The organism is Lentzea aerocolonigenes (assembly GCF_000955955.1).
Taxonomy (GTDB): domain Bacteria; phylum Actinomycetota; class Actinomycetes; order Mycobacteriales; family Pseudonocardiaceae; genus Lentzea; species Lentzea aerocolonigenes_A.
The window spans coordinates 1-16,467 of sequence record NZ_JYJG01000029.1 but is presented as its reverse complement, the minus strand read 5'-3'; the positions used below and the strand labels follow the sequence as shown (position 1 = coordinate 16,467).

Genomic DNA, 16,467 nt, shown 5'->3' with positions numbered 1-16,467 from the left:
GAACTACTTCTTGCCCGAACCGGCCTTCTTCTTCTCGCGCACGCGCACGGAGATCCGGACCGGGCTGCCCTCGAACCCGAACTCCTCACGCAGCCTGCGCTCGATGAACCGCCGGTACGACGCCTCCAGGAACCCGGTCGTGAACAGCACGAACGTCGGCGGCCGGGTCGAGGCCTGCGTCGCGAACAGCACCTTCGGCTGCTTGCCACCACGCACCGGCGGCGGCGTCGCGGCGATCAGGTCCGACAGCCACTGGTTCAGGCGACCGGTCGGCACGCGGGTGTCCCACGAGTTCAACGCGGTGCGCAAGGCGGGCGCCAGCTTGTGGACGGCGCGGCCGGTCAGGGCCGAGATGTTGACCTTGTCGGCCCACGGCACGCGCACGAGGCCGCGTTCGAGCTCGCGGACCATCTCGTTGCGGCGGTCCTCGTCGACCAGGTCCCACTTGTTGAACGCGAGCACGCACGCGCGGCCCGACTCGACGACCATCGTCAGCACGCGCAGGTCCTGCTCGGACAACGGCTCGTGCGCGTCCAGCAGCACGACCGCGACCTCGGCGGTCTCGATCGCGGACTTGGTGCGCAGCGAGGCGTAGTACTCGGCGCCGCTCTCGAACTTCACCCGCTTGCGCAGGCCCGCGGTGTCGACGAAGCGCCAGATCTCGCCGTCCAGCTCGACCAGCGAGTCGACCGGGTCAACGGTCGTGCCGGCGACCGAGTCGACGACCGAGCGGTTCTCGCCGGTCAGGCGGTTCAGCAGCGACGACTTGCCCACGTTGGGCTTGCCCACCAACGCCACTCGCCGCGGGCCACCGGCACCGCCGCGGAAGTCGTCGCGCGGGGTCTCCGGCAGCTTCGCCAGGATCGTGTCGAGCAGGTCACCCGAGCCGCGGCCGTGCAGACCGGACACCGGGTACGGCTCGCCGAGACCCAGCGACCACAGCGACGCGATGTCGGCCATCAGGCGGTCGTCGTCCACCTTGGACGCGCACAGGATCACCGGCTTCTTCGACCGGCGCAGCACCTTCGCGACGGCCTCCTCGGTGGTCGTCGCGCCGACTGTCGCGTCCACGACCACGAGGATCACGTCCGCGGTCGCCATCGCGAGCTCGGCCTGCGCGGCCACAGAGGCCTGCAGACCCTGCGCGTCCGGCTCCCAGCCGCCCGTGTCGACCACGGTGAACTTGCGGCCGTTCCACAGCGCGTCGTACGCGACTCGGTCACGCGTCACGCCAGGCACGTCCTGCACCACGGCCTCACGACGGCCGATGATGCGGTTGACCAGCGTGGACTTGCCGACGTTCGGCCGCCCGACCACCGCGAGCACCGGTTGTGGCGGCGCGGCCTCCTCGCCGTCCTCCGAAAGGTCGTCGAAGGCTGACCAGTCGGCCTCGTCCTCCCAGGTGCCGTCCAGGTCCGTCATCGTCTTCCCTCACTCACACGAAGTCCATCTAGTTCGGCGACCAGTGTCGCCAGGCGGTCGCGCACCTGCTCGGTGGCAACGCCGAGTGCGGCCTTCCCCTTCCCCTCGGGAAGGTGGAACGGCTCACCTATCAGCACGTCGACCTCGGGCCGCCAGCCCTTGGCCTCGAAAGTCCCGCGGCACGCGACCGGCAGCACCACCGCGCCGCCGACCCGCGCCAGCCACGCCGCGCCGTTCTGCGCCGAGGCCACGTCGCCCTCGCCGCGCGTGCCCTCGGGAAAGATCCCGATCACGCCACCGGCCTTGAGCACGGCCAACGCGCTGGTCAGCGCAGTGCGATCGGCTTCTCCCCGCTTGACGGGGATCTGTCCGATCTTGAGAAGCAGGTAGCCCACGAGGCCTTTGAACATCTCCTGCTTGATCAGAAACGTCACGCGCCGGGGCACGACACCGAACAGGATCGGTCCATCAGCCATCGAGCTGTGGTTGGCGACGACGACCACGCCGCCGCTCAAGGGTACGCGGTCGCGGCCGTGCACCCGAATCCGGAACTGCCACGCGTACGGCACGCGCGCGATCCAGCGTCCGAAGTCGAAGAGCCACCCCAGACTCCCGGAGGGAACGCTCACCCGGTCACCCTCAGCCCGCGCCGTTCCACGAGGTCGAGCAGCGCGCCGATGGTCCCGGCGAGATCGAGCTCGGTGTTGTCGAGCACGACCGCGTCCGAAGCGGCCTTCAACGGCGACACCGCGCGCGACGAGTCGTAGTTGTCGCGCCGCTGCACGTCCTTCAGCACGGCGTCCAAAGTGGACGCACGGCCGGCCGCGTTGTCCTGCTTGGTCCGCCGCGAGGCCCGCGCGTCCTCGGAAGCCGTCAGGTACACCTTCAGCGGCGCGTCCGGCGACACGACCGTGCCGATGTCCCGTCCCTCGACGACGATGCCCCCGACGTGGTCCACGGCGTCCGCGATGATCGCCCGCTGCTGCGCCACGAGCAGCTCCCGCACGTGCGCGGTGGCCGACACCGGCGACACGGCCAGCGTCACCTCGGGCCCGCGGATCTCGACCGACACGTCGTCGCCGTCCAGCGTGATCCCGGGCTTCGCGGGATCGATGCCCACGACGAGCTTCGCGCCATCGGCCACGGCGACGACCGCGGCCTCGTCCGTCGGGTCGACCCCGGCCCGCAGCACCGCCACCGTGATCGCCCGGTACATCGAGCCGGTGTCGAGGTAGCGCGCGTCCAGCGCCATCGCGAGGCGCTTCGCGACGGTGGACTTGCCGGTGCCGGACGGTCCGTCGAGTGCCACCACACCGCGCAACTGACCCTGGCCCACCACAGCTCCCTCCGAGACGCCCACGACCCACATTGTGCCTGGTGCGGACGCTCACACCGGCAGCGGGAGTCAGAGCAGCCCCAGCAGCTCCGGATGATCGGCCAGCAACTCCCGCAGGACCTGCCGCGGCCGGGGGTCGTGCAACGCCATCATCACCCGCGCGTACGTGACCTCGTCCACCACTCCGGACCGCGCCGCCGCCGTCACCGCCGCCGCGAAGTCGTCGTGTTCCCGGTGCACGATCACGTCCCCGTGCACCGCCCCGGTCTGCAGCACCACGCCGTTGACGTCGCCCGACACGACGTTGTGGATCTGGCCGGTACGGCCATCCGACGACGGCAGCGCGGCGACCACCGCGAGTGCGAACGCCGCTGCCGGATCAGCGGTGCCGATGCCTCGCACCACAAGAGTGGGCGTCGCGTCGTGCAGGTGACCCGCGCCGGCCAGGCCCGCGCTCTCCATGTCGACGGCCACGGCGTCGTTGTAGACAGTATGCAGTCGACTCTCGAGTGCCGCGCCGGGCGCGAGCAGGACCTCCCCCGCCGCGATCGGCTGGAACTGCACCCGTGCGCCGGTGAACGACCTGGCGACGTGCCGGGCCAGCTGTTCGAGGCGGTGCGGCGCCTCCCAGGCACGCGGCCGGGCCTGGAACCCCGACGCGTCCTCCCGGCCGCCCTCGTAGGCGTAGATCCGGGTCGCGACGACCACGTCGCCCGGCTCCAGCCACGACCGCAACGGGCCCGCCTCGCCCACGAAGAACACGGCGGCAGGGGCGAACTCCGTGATCGCCCGCTCGGTCACCGCCGCGACGGCGTGGTTCCCCGTGCCCGTCAGCCCCAGCGCGACCGAACCGGACACCTCGAACAACGTGCCCGCCGGACCCGAGTGCAGCTCCAAATCCGGCAGCAGCGCGCGCACTGCGCCGTACGCGGCCTCTGTCGCCGTCAGCACGACGATCACGCGGTCACCTCCAAAGAAGATGCCCGAGAACGCAGCAGCGCCGGGTGCAACAAGGACGCGGGCCCGCGCCGGTACAGCTCCGCCGGACGGCCTCCCTGCCGCAGCGTCTTCTCCCCCGTCGGCACCAGGAACCCGTCCGCCCCGGTCACCTTCCGGTGGAAGTTGCGCGGTTCGAGCTGCTCACCCCACACGATCTCGTACACCCGCCGCAGCTCCGTGACGGTGAACTCGGCCGGGCAGAACGCGGTGGCCAACGTCGTGTATTCGAGCTTGCCGCGCGCCCGTTCCACCGCGTCCGAGATGATCCGCGAGTGGTCGAACGCGAGCGGACCATCCAAAGCCTCCGCGACCGGCACCCACCGCGCTACGTCCGCGTCGCCACCCGCCCGCGGCACGGGCAGGTTCGGCACCACGGCCAGGTAGCAGACCGTGATCACGCGGCGGCGGGGATCGCGGTCCGGGGTGCCGTAGGTGCGCAGCTGTTCGAGATGAAGATCCTCAGCGGCTAAACCGGTCTCCTCCGCGAGCTCCCTGACCGCCGCGCCGTCGATGTCCTCGCGCGCCGACGCGAGGAAGCCACCCGGCAGCGCCAGCGCTCCCCGGAACGGCTCTATCCCGCGCTCCACCAGCAGGATCTGCAGCTGCTCCGCGCGGACGGTGAGCACTGCGAGATCAACGGCCACGGCCACGTCCGGGATCGTCCACTCCTCCTCGGTCATCCTCCGAGACTAACCCACTATCCGTCAGATTGACGGAAACTCGTACCGTCGGCTACCTTCTTCGCACTCGGATCCAAACGAGCGGAGCCCGCCCATGATCGTGATGCTCACCGCGCTCGAAGTGGAGTACGCCGCAGTGCGCGCGCACCTGTCCGGCATCACCACTCACCACCACGCGTCCGGCACGTTGTTCGAGATCGGCCACGCGGGCGGCTGCGAGGTCGCCCTCGCACTGACCGGCATGGGCAACACCGGCGCCGCCACCCTCACCGAGCGCGCGATCACCGAGTTCGAACCGGACGTCGTCATGTTCGTCGGCGTCGCCGGCGGGCTGGCCACCTGGCTGGAGCTCGGTGACGTCGTGGTCGCCACGCGCGTCTACGGCTACCACGGCGGGCGGGAGACCGCGGAGGAGTTCCGGGCGCGGCCGCGTGCCTGGGAGCTCCAGCACCACGTGGAGCAGCTCGCCCGGCACGTCGCCCGGTCGTTTTCCGGCCCTCGCGTGGAATTCCAGCCGATCGCGGCCGGCGAGGTGGTGCTCAACTCGACCAGCGCGCCGCTCGCCAGGCAGATCAACCGCCACTACGACGACGCCGTCGCGGTCGAGATGGAGAGCGCCGGTGTCGCCAATGCCGCACACCTGAACATGGCGACCCCGACGGTCACCGTGCGCGGCATCAGCGATCTCGTCGACGGCAAGGACGCCTCAGATCGGCAGGGCTGGCAACCGATCGCGGCCGCCAACGCCGCGAAGTTCGCCGTCGCGCTCGCCGGAGCACTGAGTACACCTCGGACGGAATCCCGCCGCAGCAAGGGAAAGGCACAACCCGTGGGTGACACGGTCTTCAACAACTACGGCAGCGTCGGCAACCAGGTCGGTACGAACAACGGCACGATCAACGTGTCACAGAATCAAGCCCGCGAGCGATTGAACGACCTGACAACGGTCGTAGTGCGCGCGCATCAGGCCGACCAGCTCGACCAGGACCTGTTCACGGCCGCCATGGTGGCCCTCGACGAAGCCCGCAACACCACCGGACCGCTCGACCTCCGCCGCATCAAGGCGCTGCTCGGCGGGATCCCCGCCGTGCGCCCGGTGCTCGACTCCATTGTGGACTCTTTATGACCCCGCCGCACAGCACCACCATGAACAACGAGGGCGACGTCGAGACGCAGGTCGGCGTCAACAACGGCGTAATCCACAAAACGTCCATCTACAACAACAACACCGGCGAACCGCCCGAGACGAAGTTCGAGAACGCGCTCACCTACCTGCGGGGCGGCCAGCCGCGCGAGGCGGAGGGCCTGCTCGAACAGGTGCGGCAGGCAGGCCTGGTGTCCGCGCGCTTCTACTACTACTTCGTGCTCACGATCCTGAGCGACCGCACGCTGAACGAGCTGCCGCCGCGTGAGTTCAACAAGATCGTCTCGGCGTTGTCGGCGGCCTCCGTGCAGCCGGAGGAACCGGGCGGCTACCGCGAGGCGCTGCAGGTGATCGAGCGCCTGATGACCTACATCGAACGGCAGGACCGCGCGGCCGAGCCGAGCGATGCCGAGCTCGACGGTGCGGCCGCGGACTTCCGCGACCTCCCGGAGGCGCGCCAGGACGAGATCGCCCGGCACCTCGACATGATCCTCGACGGCGCGGTGCAGGACGAGCTCGACGCCTCGATCGCGGCCATCGCCTCGCGCCGCCGGATGGACAACCGCCGGGAGAACCGGGTGTGGCTGTACTTCCAGCCCGACCCGGCCCCGCCGCTGCTCGCCGAGCCGTCGAAGCAGAAGATCGACTTCCGGAACTGGGCGATGTTCGTGCTGGGCGGGCTCGCCGCGTTGTGGGGCCTGGTGGAGGTGATCGGGTTCGCCACCGGGCCAACGCCCGTCGAGTCCGTCGCGGCGCTGTGGATCTCGCTGCTCCTGGTACTGGGCGGCGGTTTCCTGTTCGTCTGGTTCCGCATCCAGGCGAAGTCCTTCGACCTGCGCCGCGGCGTGCGCGAGGCCCGTTTCCTCGGCAGGCACGACGGCCCGCCCCGCGGCGTCGCGGTGGGGAAGATCGAGGACATCACGTGGCAGGTCCACGCGAAGTTCGCGGACGAGCGGCCACCCAAGCGCAAGACCAACCGTTACGAGAACAACGGCCACGACGACCCGAACCGGCCGGACTGGGACCGTGACACCGCGGGCCTGATGGAGTCGATGATCGACTGGTTCGTCCGGATCTACGGCCCCACGAAGACCACGCCGGCCGGGCTCACCTGGCTGATCGGCTGGCACGTCCGCCGGGTCAAGGACGACTGGGAGGCGGGCAAGCTCACCGACTTCCGCACCGAGCTGAAAACTCCGTGGTACGCCAAGGTTCTGGCACCGATCGGCGTCGTGCTCGTGGTGCTGCTCACCCTGTCGCTCGCCGGACAGGGTGCGGCGGGGGCGGCGATCCTGCTCGGCGGAGGGATCATCGTCGGCGGCATCGGCGCGATCCAGGTGCTGTCGCTGCTGCAGGTGCGCGCGAAGCTGCGGACCGAGTACGCCGCGCTGCTGCACGAGGAGGAGCAGGCCTACCAGGGCTGGCTCGACCTGCTGCGCGACCGCCCGCTGGACGACGAGATCGCCTACTGGCTGCGGTACGACGTGCTGCACCTCAAGTCACGGGCGATGCGCCGGACCCAGTTGTCCAGCAAGGACATCATCTGCCACGTCGAGCTGACGGAGGGCGCGCCCGGTGCGCTGCGGGCGCGCGACCGGATGGCGCCGGTCCGCTACTCGAAGTACTACGTCAAGATCTTCCTGCTGACCGACGGCGGCGTGAACGAGACCGAGTACGAGCTGGACTTCTACAACGGCACCGTGCGCGACCCGCTCGACACGTCGTTCCGCTACGACGCGGTGGCCTCGGCCCGGCTGGCCGAGGTGAGCGTCCAGTTCGCCGGCAACCGCAGGCACATCGCGTTGCTGGACAACAGCGTGCGGTACGGCGACCAGTTCGTCTTCCAGCAGTCGCTGCGACTGTCCCTCATGGACGGTCAGGTGATCGACGTGCTGGTCGAGGACTTCAAGGGCATGACCGACGACTCCGAGGACACGACGAAGCTGCGCGAGATCGCCCAGGCGGCCTCCGGTGTGCAGAGCGCGTTGCACATCCTCCAGGCCGTCGCGCGCGAGGGCAGGGAGTGGATCCAGCGGCAGCGTGACCGGCGCCGGCGCTGGTGGGACGATTACCACGAGAAGGCCGCGCGCGAGATCGAGAGCGGCTGGCAGCGTCGCAAGGAGATCGGGTGATCGATCCGCGCAAGCTCGTGAAGCGGCTGCCGGTCGCCGACACGCTGCTCGACCGCCGGGCTTATGCCGGCGCGGGCGGCGACCGGCGGGCGGCACTGCTGAACGCCTTGGTGCCGCTGGAGTCCCTCGGCTCGTCGCTGACGTTCGCGGTGACTCCAGCACATCCGGCAGTCCTGTCGTGGCCGGTCAGACTGCCGCCCCTGACCGCGTTGCTGGCGCCCGGCACGCCGCTGACGGGCGCGCAGGTCGTCGTGCACACCGAACCGTCCGCGGCGAACAGGTGGACCTGGATCTCGGTCAGCTCACCGGACCTCGCCACCGCCTCCGGGTGGACTCGCGACGTACTGGCGCAGCACGGGTTCACGGCTGTGCAACTCGATCGGGACGGGGTGCTCGACGCGGTCGCCCTGATCGCCGGGCTGGACGGCGGCACGGCCTCGACAAAGCTGATCGAACGCGGTTTCGACTCGTGCACCATGGGTTCCGGTGTGCACGCGTGCTTCACCTGGTCTTCGGCACCTGTCCTGGAAGCCCTCACCCAGTTGCCCTCGGTGCGGGCCACCGTCGGCGTCCGGCTGGCTCGGGCAGGCGGCGAGTTCGTGGCGGAACGGGTGCTCAAGCTCAGCGCACCAGACCCCAAGTCGCTGCTCTCCGCCGGGACGTGGCTCGCCCAGGTGCCGTTGACCCGCCTGAACGGCCACCACGCCTCCGCCGCCGCCACCACCGTGCCGGTCTGCGTGCCGCCGGTCTGGCCGTCTCAACGCGCCTGGACTCACATCGAACCCGCGGCTGTGGCCGGGCAGTCGGCCGCGTGGACCGGCAGCGCGGGGATCGTGCTCGGCTGGGACGTGGTCCGGCAGACACACGCGCCGCTGCGCCTGTTCCAGGAGCGCCCGGTGACCGGCGTCGTCAGCAGTCCCCGCCTGGCCCACCTGATCGCGGCCCGTGCGGTGAGCTGCGGCGCCGCGGTCACCGTGCAGGGTCCGCACCCGTGGCGCGGCCCGTTCGGTCACGCCGCGCCCGGCCCGCCGGCCCTGGCCTCGGGCACGCCACGGCAACCGCATCTGCTGGTCGTCGACCGTCCCTCCGCCCTGCCTTCCTTCGAGGGCATTTCGGGGTCGCACCACGCGGTGCTGGTGGTGGCCGATCCGCTCGGGCCGGAGCACGTGCCGTTGCTCGACGTGGCCGATCTCGTGGTCGTGGGTGAGCTGTCCACTCCTCAGCAGGCGTTGCTGCGGGGTGTGTTCAGCGGGTGGCTGGACGAGCTGTCGCCGGTGCCGGGTGAGGTGACGGTGCTCAGTCACGGGGTGGCGGCGCGGGTCGGGATCACGCTCACCGGGCCGGAACAACACCTGCTGAGCTGAGCGTCAGTGGTTGAGATCGGTCCTGAGCGCCGCCGCCCCGCGCAGGTAGACGTGCTTCACCGACGACCGCGGCAGGTCCGTCTCCACGTGCGCGAGCAGCCTGATCACGCGCGGCATCGCACCGGGCACCGCGATCTCCGTGGCCGACAGCAGCGGCACGTCCGAAAGCCCCGCCTGGCGTGCCGCGTAGGCGGGGAACTCGGACGTCAGGTCGGGTGTGGCGGTGAGCACGACGCTGATCAGGTCCTCGGCTGTCAGGCTGTTGCGCGAGAGCACCTCTCGCACCAGCTCCGCCGTCGCTTCCAGCACCAGGTCGCGCGAGTCCGCGTCGATCTGCGTGGCACCCCTGATCGCTCGTACCGCCATGCAACCGACCCTAGCGCGATGAAGCCGCGGGTGCGCGGACCACTGACTGCCCCCCAATCGTCCTCATAGGACCGGGAAGCATCACGTGTCGACCACGATGTTGGGATACTGCAGGGTGAGACCGAGCAGGTTCACGACGTACACGGCCCACCCTCCGCCGAGCAGCACCAGCCGGCGCTCCCTCAGTCCGGTCGCGGTCTCGATCAGCACGTGCAGCCCGGTCGACCCGATGAACGTCAGGTCGGTGAAGTCGATCACGACATCACCCAGACCGTCCCCGAACGCGCAGGCCAGAGCGAGCTCTGACCGCAGCAGATCGCTGGTGTTCAGGTCGACCTCGCCGAGCAGCGTCACCACCGCGCCGCGGCGACGCACCTCCAGCAGGACTGGTTCGGATTCCATCGTGTGTGCCTCAAGAGTCGGGAGACAGCAGGTCGCGCACCGCCGCGAGCACGCGCAGTGGATGCGCCGGTTTCGGTAAGTAAGCATCGGCAACGTGAGTGGCCGGCTCGATCGCCGAAACGGCTACAACCGGCACTCCGAACGTCCGTGCGACGGCTGCGAACCGCGTCCCCTCACCATGAGACGTCAGCAGGTCCACGATCGCCAGTGCCGGAGGACTCTCCAGCACCGACTCCGCGGCGGCGACGGAGGCCACGAGCGTCACGTCGTAGCCCTCGGCGTGCAGGAACGCGGCCAGCGACTGGCCGGAGAACCTGTCGCCGTCCACGAGCAGCACGCGCGGGCGTCCCGATGGCGCGGGCAGGTCCGGGACGCCCGCACGTGACCAGACCCGGACGAGCGCTCGCACGACCGTTCCGGGCCAGGTGGGTTTGCCGGGCCGCACCTGCACCTCGTCGGCGATGCCGAACAGCAGCCGCAGCCCCAGCGGCCGGGCAGAGGACCCGGCTTCGAGGTCGAACACCCCGTCGTCCTCGATGGTCAGCAACACCGCGTGATCACGCGGCTCCCACGTCACCCCGACGATGGACGCCCCGCCGCGTTGCACCGCGTTGTCCGCCGCCTCGGACACCGCCAGCAGCACATCGCGCGCGTCGTCCCCGTTCAGCCCCGACTCACCGGCGAGATCGCGCACGAAGGCCCGGATCTCCGGCAACGACCCCGGAACCGCCGGAAACCACCGGGACTGCGCGCTCATCACGCGGCATACAACGGAGCCGCCAGCAACGGCGTGATCAGCTCCCTCAGTCTCGTAGCGCGACGTCTGTCCGCTTCCTCGTGCAACGGCTCCAGCTTCTTGCGCATCCGTGCCGACAGAACATCCCCGGACTGCATGACGGCCAGTGCCGCGACCGCCGCCGCCTCGTCCGCATCTCCCTCCACGAGATGGTTGAGCGACAACGCGATGAGAGCGAACGCCCTGCTGCGCGCCATGTCGTCGCGATATCCCTGCACAGCCTGCCCCAACGACGTGATGGCCGGCCGCGCGAAACTTCCGTCCACCGTCCGTCCGAGCGTCGTGTACACAGCACCCGTGATGCCCGCGAGGTCGTGCACGTCGAAGAACGCCGCCCACGGCGCCGCACCGTCCACATCCGCGCGTGCGAACTCGTCGTGCGCACGGCCCAGCATCGCCAGCGCGGGCACTCGCTGCCCCAACTCCGCGTAGCACCAGGCCTGGTTCGCGGCCAGGATCGCGTTCGTGTGATGACTGTTCGCGACGAGTCCGGCCAGCCGGAACATGCCGAGCGCCTCGGCGGGTCCACCGTGGTGCAGGTGGACCCGCCCCATCCGATAGCGGGTGTTCGCCACCAGATCACCGTCCTGGGCGAAGTTCAGGGCGAGATGGAAGTGGCGGTGCGCGGACCCACCGAGCCCGGCGTCGAAGGCGGTCCAGCCCGCGAGGGCGTGCAGTTCCGCGATGGCATTGCTGAAATCGCGGCGTACCGCGGCACTGGCCGAGTGCGCGAACGCCTTGTCACACCACGACAACAGGGCCTGCACCTGGGTGCGGCACGACCCTCCGCCGTAGCGGTAGTCGACCGCGCGCAACGCCGCCGTCATCGCCCTCAGATGCCTGACGTGCACAAGTCCGATCTTGGAATGTGGCGGCGGCAACGAGGGTGACCCGTCATCGAGCATGAGCTGAAGTCTCATCGCGCCGTTGATCGCTCAACAGGGCCGAAGGAATCGGCCGGGCAGGGCCCTACGGTTGCAGGTCGGCCAACAGCAGCCCACTGCGCGGCTTCGGCGTGAAATACGTGCTCTTGCGCGGCATTTTGGTGCCTGCCAGCACTTCCGCGAGCGGTACCGGCGCGATCAGCAGCACCGCTTCGGCCTCCACCGAAGCGTCCACAACGGGCCGCACACAAGGACTTTCGGGGTCCAGCCCGAGTGCCGCGTCCAGCAGCAACGACTCCACCACGGCGTGGTCGATCCCTTGTCCCGCAGGAAGTTCGACCCGCAACACCTCGTCAGCGCACCGCACCACGACCACACCGGGCTCCGGCTCGACCACGTATGGCAACGATGACACCGTCAGCCCGACCCGTTCCCACGCCGTCACCAGATCGGACGCACCCAACCCGGTGCCGACGATGGCGCGGTGGATCGGCCCGACCCGCAGCCCCGGCCCGGACGTCACCAGCGCCAGCAACCCGGACAGCCCTGCCGACCGCGCCGCCGCCACCCGGTGGTTCCCGTCCGCCACGAGCAGCGGATGCGCACCGGCGGCCTCGAGGAACGCGTCCTGCAACGAACCCGGCCCCACGAGCCACACCCAGTGCCTGCGCCCACCGGAGTCCACAAGCGACACAGCGGGTTCGTCCGTCATGCCGAGCACCAGCGACGTCAGCCCGTCGCGCCCAAAGGAATTCAATCCAGTGATCGGAATGAGCATGGCCGCACTCGTCGCACACCCCAACGAAGCCAGCACCTGACCACGTTCGGCGACCACGTCCGGATAGACGTCCTCGGTGTGCGAAATCGCGTCCGGGTCGACGAGGCACAACAACCCGCACGCCGTGCCGTCCGGTCCGTCCACCCGGTACGGCGCGACCACGTCCGTCACCTCGCGGTACGCCCGCCGGATCAACGCCGCGAGCTCGGCCCTCGCGTGAGGCAGCGCGTCGAGCAGCCCCACCCCCGCGGCCAGCGCGGCCGGCGTGCGGTGAGGGTGCTGCACGGCCAGCAACGTGCCGTGCGGGGCTCTCGCGAGCGCGCCGATGACCTGTCCGGGTTCGGCGAACTCGTCGACGTCCGGGCCGGGCACGCGGTCGCGCACCACCCACCCTCGTCGCACTGGGCGTACTCGCAGAGTCATCCCAGTATCATGATCTGTGTGAACGTAGAGATCACGCCCCTTCCGGGTATCGGAACGCGCCAGGACTTCATGATCCGCGCCGGACGCCGCGTCGGCGTGATCACCTACCGGGACGGCCGGTTCGAGCTGATCCTCTCCAAAGCGAGCGATCCCGACTCCTGCGCCGCCTCGATACCCCTCTCACCGGAAGAGGCGAGCACGCTCGCGGGCCTGCTCGGCGCGCCGCAGCTCGTCGCCCACCTGCGCGAGGAGCACCGCGACATCGCGGGCATCACCACGCGTCAGCTGCCGGTCACCGCGTTCGCGAACCACTCCCTGGGCGAGACCGCTCTGCGCACGAGGACCGGTGTGTCCATCGTGGCCGTCGTGCGCTCGGGCAACGCGCATCCGTCACCCGGCCCCGACTTCCTCTTCGAGAACGGCGACCTCGCTGTCGTCGTCGGCACCGTGGACGGCCTCGACGCCGCCGCGCAGATCCTCCACGGCGGTTAAGCACAGTGCACGAGACAACTCTCGCCATGATCCAACTGGGTGGCGTGTTCTTCGGTCTTGGTCTTCTGGGTCGCGTCGCCCGCCGGATCGGCATCTCGCCGATCCCTCTCTACCTGATCGGCGGTCTCGCGTTCGGCTCCGGCGGTTTCGTGCCGTTACACGGAATCGACGAGTTCACGCACATCGCCAGCGAGATCGGCGTGGTGCTGCTGCTCCTGCTCCTCGGCCTGGAGTACTCGGCGTCCGAGCTCACCACGGGTCTGAAGCGCTCGTGGATGGCGGGCGTGCTCGACCTCGTCCTCAACTCCGCGCCGGGCGCGATCGCGGCGTTGCTGCTGGGCTGGGGCCCGATCGCGGCGCTGGCGATGGCCGGCGTCACCTACATCTCGTCGTCCGGCATCGTCGCGAAGGTGCTCGGCGACCTGGGTCGCCTCGGTAACCGCGAGACGCCGGTCGTGCTGTCCGTGCTCGTGTTCGAAGACCTCGCGATGGCCGTCTACCTGCCTGTGCTCACCGCGGTTCTGTCGGGCGTGAGCTTCCTCGGCGGGCTCACGTCGGTCGGCATCTCGCTGCTCGCCATCACGGTGGTCCTGGTGGTGGCGCTCAAGTACGGCCGGTTCATCTCGGCCATTGTGGACAGTCCGGACCACGAGGTCTTCCTGCTCAAGCTGCTCGGCTCAGCGCTGCTCGTCGCCGGCGTCGCCTCACAGTTGCAGGTGTCGGCGGCGGTCGGCGCGTTCCTGCTCGGCATCGCGATCTCCGGCTCGACGGCCGAGAACGCCACCCGCCTGCTCGAACCGCTCCGGGACCTGTTCGCCGCGATGTTCTTCGTCGTCTTCGGCCTCAACACCCACCCGAAGTCGATTCCACCTGTTCTTGGAATCGCACTGGCCCTCGCCGCCATCACGACCGTCACCAAGGTCATCACGGGCTGGTGGGCCGCCAGACGGCAGGGCATCGGCAAGCTGGGCCGCATGCGGGCGGGCGCGGCTCTCGTGGCGCGCGGCGAGTTCTCCATCGTCATCGCGGGCCTGGCCGTGGCGTCTGGTCAGGTGGACGAGCGGCTGGCCGCCCTGGCGACCGCCTACGTGCTGCTGATGGCCGTCCTGGGGCCGATCGCGGCCAAGTACGTTGAGCCAATCGGGGAATTCTTTCAGCGCAGACGCCAATTGGCCTGAAACAAGAGCCCCGAAGTGACGACTCTCTAGTGAGAGCTACGAGAGTGGGGCGAACGTCATGACCGATCCCGTGGAAGAGGAGTTCACCGGCCGTTTCCTGGTGCTGCTGCAGGAAGACGCCATCGATGAGGGGGTGGCCGAGCTCGGCGCGATCGCCGGGTTCGACCCGAACAGCGGCGACCTCGACCCGGACACCGTCCAGGTGTTCCCGGAACTGGGCGTCGCGGTGGTGTCCGCGGACCCGAACCTCCTGACCGAGCTGAACGGCGCCGCCGAGCGCCCCGGCCCGGTCCAGATCGTCGAACCGGAACGCGTCGTGCACCTCTTCGACGCCGCACGGGAGGAAGAAGAACCATCCGCCGAGGCCGACGAGTCCGTGCTGACCTGGGGCCTGCAGGCCGTGGGCGCCGACATCAGCACGGCCACCGGCAAGGGCGTGAAGATCGCCGTGCTGGACACCGGCTTCGAGAAGAACCACCCGGACTTCGCCGGCCGCACCATCACCACGAAGTCGTTCATCACGGGAGAGGACGTCCAGGACGGCCACGGCCACGGCACGCACTGCATCGGCACCTCCGCGGGCCCGCGCAAGCCCGCCACGGCGCCCGGCTACGGCATCGCCTACGAGGCCGAGATCTTCGCGGGCAAGGTCCTGTCCAACGCGGGCTCCGGCTCCGACGGCGGCATCCTCGCGGGCATCGACTGGGCGGTCTCCAACGGCGTCGCGGTCATCTCGATGTCCCTGGGCGCCGACGTCTCCCCCGGCACTCCCTATTCACAGATCTACGAGACCGTCGCCCAGCGCGCCATGGCCAAGGGCACGCTCATCGTCGCGGCGGCGGGCAACGCCTCCAGCCGCCCGGCGAAGGTCGCCCCGGTGGGCCACCCGGCCCGTTGCCCGTCCATCATCGCCGTGGCGGCGATCGACGTGAACCGCGCCATCGCGTTCTTCTCCTCCGGCACGGTCGACAAGATCGGCCAGATCGACGTGGCGGGCCCCGGCGTGGACGTCTACTCCTCCTTCAAGCTCCCGGAGAAGTACGCCCGCCTGCGCGGCACCTCCATGGCCACCCCGCACGCGGCGGGCGTGGCAGTCCTGATCGCCGAGAAGACGGGCGCCCGAGGCTTCGAACTCTGGGCCCGCCTGGCCCTCACCGCCCTGCGCCTGCCCCTCCCGTCCACCGACGTCGGCGGTGGGCTAGTCCAGGCGCCATGACCACTTCGGTGGACCAGGTGATGGTCTCCGTGACCGAAGGCAGCCTCCCGAAGGTCCTGGACGACCTGCGGGAGGCCGGCCTGGTCGTCGACACGGTCCTGGAGGCCCTGGGCGTGGTGACCGGCACGGTCGAGGTCCGCTCGATCCCCGCACTGCAGTCCGTGCCAGGCGTCATCGACGTAGAACGACAGTGGCGCGTGCAGCTCCCGCCGTACTAGCTAGGCTCTCCGTCGACCCCATTGCCGCCTGATCGAACAAGTGTTCTAGCATGTGCGGCGGGTCACGTCGTTGCGGAGAGAGGAACCTGATCGTGTCGGACACGCTCACCGAGGTCGAGGCAGTCGAGGAGACCGTCGTGGAGGAAACCCCCGCGCCGGCCCCCGAGGCCGAGGCTGCGAAGCCGGTAGAGGCTCCGGCTCCCAAGGCCGAGAAGCCGAAGCCCGCCGCCCGCGCCAAGAGCACGGCGAAGAAGACCCGCACCGTGGAGCTCACCCTCACGGTCACGGGCACCGCCGAGGGCGAATGGCAGGCCGACCTGGTCCACGGCACGCAGCGCGTCGTGTCGGGCCTGGTGATCCCGGCGATCGCCGTGGCCAAGGCAGCCAAGGAACTGCACGAGGACATCGCAGAGGGCATCGAGGGCGTCCTGGAGGCGGCCCGCGACCAGCACCGCACCCGCATGGAGGAGCTCGAGGCCGAGCTCGCCAAGGTGAAGGCGCAGCTGGCCGAGCTCTCCGAGTAACACCAGCACGGCAAAAGGGGCGGCCCGCCGAGTGCGGACCGCCCCTTTTGCCGTGCTGGAACGGCGTCTGCAAGTACCACCAACCGCGAGTTGGCAGTACTTGCAGGACTCTG

General features: G+C 69.7%; 18 protein-coding genes. 8 read left to right on the top strand and 10 right to left on the bottom strand.

The window, feature by feature from the left end; all coding sequences use genetic code 11:
• Positions 1–3: 3 nt before the first annotated feature.
• The 5 genes from der to UK23_RS05850 form a co-directional block, all read right to left on the bottom strand.
• Positions 4–1,422, bottom strand: coding sequence for a ribosome biogenesis GTPase Der (der, locus tag UK23_RS05870; protein WP_045310337.1), 1,419 nt, complete (start codon positions 1,420–1,422; stop codon positions 4–6).
• Positions 1,419–2,051, bottom strand: coding sequence for a lysophospholipid acyltransferase family protein (locus tag UK23_RS05865; RefSeq protein WP_045310336.1), 633 nt, complete (start codon positions 2,049–2,051; stop codon positions 1,419–1,421). The genes der and UK23_RS05865 overlap by 4 nt, the downstream gene beginning before the upstream one ends.
• Positions 2,048–2,734 (bottom strand): (d)CMP kinase, encoded by a 687-nt coding sequence (cmk, locus tag UK23_RS05860; RefSeq protein WP_045310395.1) that lies wholly within the window; start codon positions 2,732–2,734, stop codon positions 2,048–2,050. The genes UK23_RS05865 and cmk overlap by 4 nt, the downstream gene beginning before the upstream one ends.
• A 93-nt stretch (positions 2,735–2,827) precedes the next feature.
• The gene (locus UK23_RS05855) at positions 2,828–3,718 is read right to left on the bottom strand and encodes a hypothetical protein (protein WP_052684389.1); all 891 of its coding nucleotides are present in this window, start codon (positions 3,716–3,718) and stop codon (positions 2,828–2,830) included.
• Complete coding sequence (locus UK23_RS05850) at positions 3,715–4,437, bottom strand: NUDIX hydrolase (protein ID WP_045310335.1); 723 nt, start codon at positions 4,435–4,437, stop codon at positions 3,715–3,717. The genes UK23_RS05855 and UK23_RS05850 overlap by 4 nt, the downstream gene beginning before the upstream one ends.
• Before the next feature lie 94 nt (positions 4,438–4,531).
• Between UK23_RS05850 and UK23_RS05845 the strand changes: the two genes are divergently transcribed.
• From UK23_RS05845 to UK23_RS05835, 3 genes are read left to right on the top strand one after another with little or no spacing between them, the layout of a single operon-like run.
• The gene (locus UK23_RS05845) at positions 4,532–5,563 is read left to right on the top strand and encodes a 5'-methylthioadenosine/S-adenosylhomocysteine nucleosidase (RefSeq protein ID WP_045310334.1); all 1,032 of its coding nucleotides are present in this window, start codon (positions 4,532–4,534) and stop codon (positions 5,561–5,563) included.
• On the top strand, positions 5,560–7,713 hold the full coding sequence (locus UK23_RS48285) for a hypothetical protein (RefSeq protein WP_052684388.1): 2,154 nt from the start codon (positions 5,560–5,562) through the stop codon (positions 7,711–7,713). Before UK23_RS05845 ends, UK23_RS48285 begins: the two co-directional genes overlap by 4 nt.
• Complete coding sequence (locus UK23_RS05835) at positions 7,710–9,077, top strand: hypothetical protein (protein ID WP_045310333.1); 1,368 nt, start codon at positions 7,710–7,712, stop codon at positions 9,075–9,077. The genes UK23_RS48285 and UK23_RS05835 overlap by 4 nt, the downstream gene beginning before the upstream one ends.
• Positions 9,078–9,080: 3 nt before the next feature.
• Here UK23_RS05835 and aroH read toward each other — a convergent pair whose 3' ends face one another.
• From aroH to UK23_RS05810, 5 genes are all read right to left on the bottom strand, one after another.
• On the bottom strand, positions 9,081–9,443 hold the full coding sequence (aroH, locus tag UK23_RS05830; protein ID WP_045310332.1) for a chorismate mutase: 363 nt from the start codon (positions 9,441–9,443) through the stop codon (positions 9,081–9,083).
• 81 nt (positions 9,444–9,524) lie between these two features.
• Entirely contained in the window at positions 9,525–9,845 is a 321-nt protein-coding gene (locus tag UK23_RS05825) for an STAS domain-containing protein (RefSeq protein WP_045310331.1), read from the bottom strand.
• Positions 9,846–9,855: 10 nt separating this feature from the next.
• Positions 9,856–10,602 (bottom strand): ATP-binding protein, encoded by a 747-nt coding sequence (locus UK23_RS05820; protein ID WP_045310330.1) that lies wholly within the window; start codon positions 10,600–10,602, stop codon positions 9,856–9,858.
• Positions 10,602–11,561 (bottom strand): hypothetical protein, encoded by a 960-nt coding sequence (locus UK23_RS05815; RefSeq protein ID WP_231114392.1) that lies wholly within the window; start codon positions 11,559–11,561, stop codon positions 10,602–10,604. The genes UK23_RS05820 and UK23_RS05815 overlap by 1 nt, the downstream gene beginning before the upstream one ends.
• Before the next feature lie 49 nt (positions 11,562–11,610).
• Positions 11,611–12,726: a DUF1015 family protein gene (locus UK23_RS05810; protein ID WP_045310329.1), complete on the bottom strand. Its 1,116-nt coding sequence runs from the start codon at positions 12,724–12,726 to the stop codon at positions 11,611–11,613.
• 18 nt (positions 12,727–12,744) lie between these two features.
• On the opposite strand from UK23_RS05810, the gene UK23_RS05805 reads away from it, so the two are divergent.
• The 5 genes from UK23_RS05805 (at position 12,745) to UK23_RS05785 (ending at position 16,354) form a co-directional block, all read left to right on the top strand.
• On the top strand, positions 12,745–13,218 hold the full coding sequence (locus tag UK23_RS05805; protein ID WP_045310328.1) for a cation:proton antiporter regulatory subunit: 474 nt from the start codon (positions 12,745–12,747) through the stop codon (positions 13,216–13,218).
• 26 nt (positions 13,219–13,244) lie between these two features.
• Positions 13,245–14,396, top strand: a complete 1,152-nt coding sequence (locus tag UK23_RS05800; protein WP_045310327.1) for a cation:proton antiporter — start codon at positions 13,245–13,247, stop codon at positions 14,394–14,396.
• Positions 14,397–14,454: 58 nt separating this feature from the next.
• A complete protein-coding gene (locus tag UK23_RS05795; protein WP_045310326.1) occupies positions 14,455–15,612 on the top strand; it encodes a S8 family peptidase in 1,158 nt (385 codons plus the stop codon).
• Positions 15,609–15,830, top strand: coding sequence for a hypothetical protein (locus UK23_RS05790; RefSeq protein ID WP_231114391.1), 222 nt, complete (start codon positions 15,609–15,611; stop codon positions 15,828–15,830). The genes UK23_RS05795 and UK23_RS05790 overlap by 4 nt, the downstream gene beginning before the upstream one ends.
• A 92-nt stretch (positions 15,831–15,922) precedes the next feature.
• Positions 15,923–16,354, top strand: a complete 432-nt coding sequence (locus tag UK23_RS05785; RefSeq protein ID WP_045310325.1) for a DUF6319 family protein — start codon at positions 15,923–15,925, stop codon at positions 16,352–16,354.
• Positions 16,355–16,467 lie beyond the last annotated feature (113 nt).

What these genes read in the sequence shown, in the direction of transcription:
- UK23_RS05825 (WP_045310331.1), bottom strand. Translation starts at nt 9,845, where the DNA reads ATGGAATCCGAACCAGTCCTGCTGGAGGTGCGTCGCCGCGGCGCGGTG.
- UK23_RS05800 (WP_045310327.1), top strand. Translation starts at nt 13,245, where the DNA reads ATGATCCAACTGGGTGGCGTGTTCTTCGGTCTTGGTCTTCTGGGTCGC.
- UK23_RS05820 (WP_045310330.1), bottom strand. Translation starts at nt 10,602, where the DNA reads ATGAGCGCGCAGTCCCGGTGGTTTCCGGCGGTTCCGGGGTCGTTGCCG.
- UK23_RS05850 (WP_045310335.1), bottom strand. Translation starts at nt 4,437, where the DNA reads ATGACCGAGGAGGAGTGGACGATCCCGGACGTGGCCGTGGCCGTTGAT.
- aroH (WP_045310332.1), bottom strand. Translation starts at nt 9,443, where the DNA reads ATGGCGGTACGAGCGATCAGGGGTGCCACGCAGATCGACGCGGACTCG.
- UK23_RS05790 (WP_231114391.1), top strand. Translation starts at nt 15,609, where the DNA reads ATGACCACTTCGGTGGACCAGGTGATGGTCTCCGTGACCGAAGGCAGC.
- UK23_RS48285 (WP_052684388.1), top strand. Translation starts at nt 5,560, where the DNA reads ATGACCCCGCCGCACAGCACCACCATGAACAACGAGGGCGACGTCGAG.
- UK23_RS05815 (WP_231114392.1), bottom strand. Translation starts at nt 11,561, where the DNA reads ATGAGACTTCAGCTCATGCTCGATGACGGGTCACCCTCGTTGCCGCCG.
- der (WP_045310337.1), bottom strand. Translation starts at nt 1,422, where the DNA reads ATGACGGACCTGGACGGCACCTGGGAGGACGAGGCCGACTGGTCAGCC.
- UK23_RS05845 (WP_045310334.1), top strand. Translation starts at nt 4,532, where the DNA reads ATGATCGTGATGCTCACCGCGCTCGAAGTGGAGTACGCCGCAGTGCGC.
- UK23_RS05810 (WP_045310329.1), bottom strand. Translation starts at nt 12,726, where the DNA reads ATGACTCTGCGAGTACGCCCAGTGCGACGAGGGTGGGTGGTGCGCGAC.
- UK23_RS05795 (WP_045310326.1), top strand. Translation starts at nt 14,455, where the DNA reads ATGACCGATCCCGTGGAAGAGGAGTTCACCGGCCGTTTCCTGGTGCTG.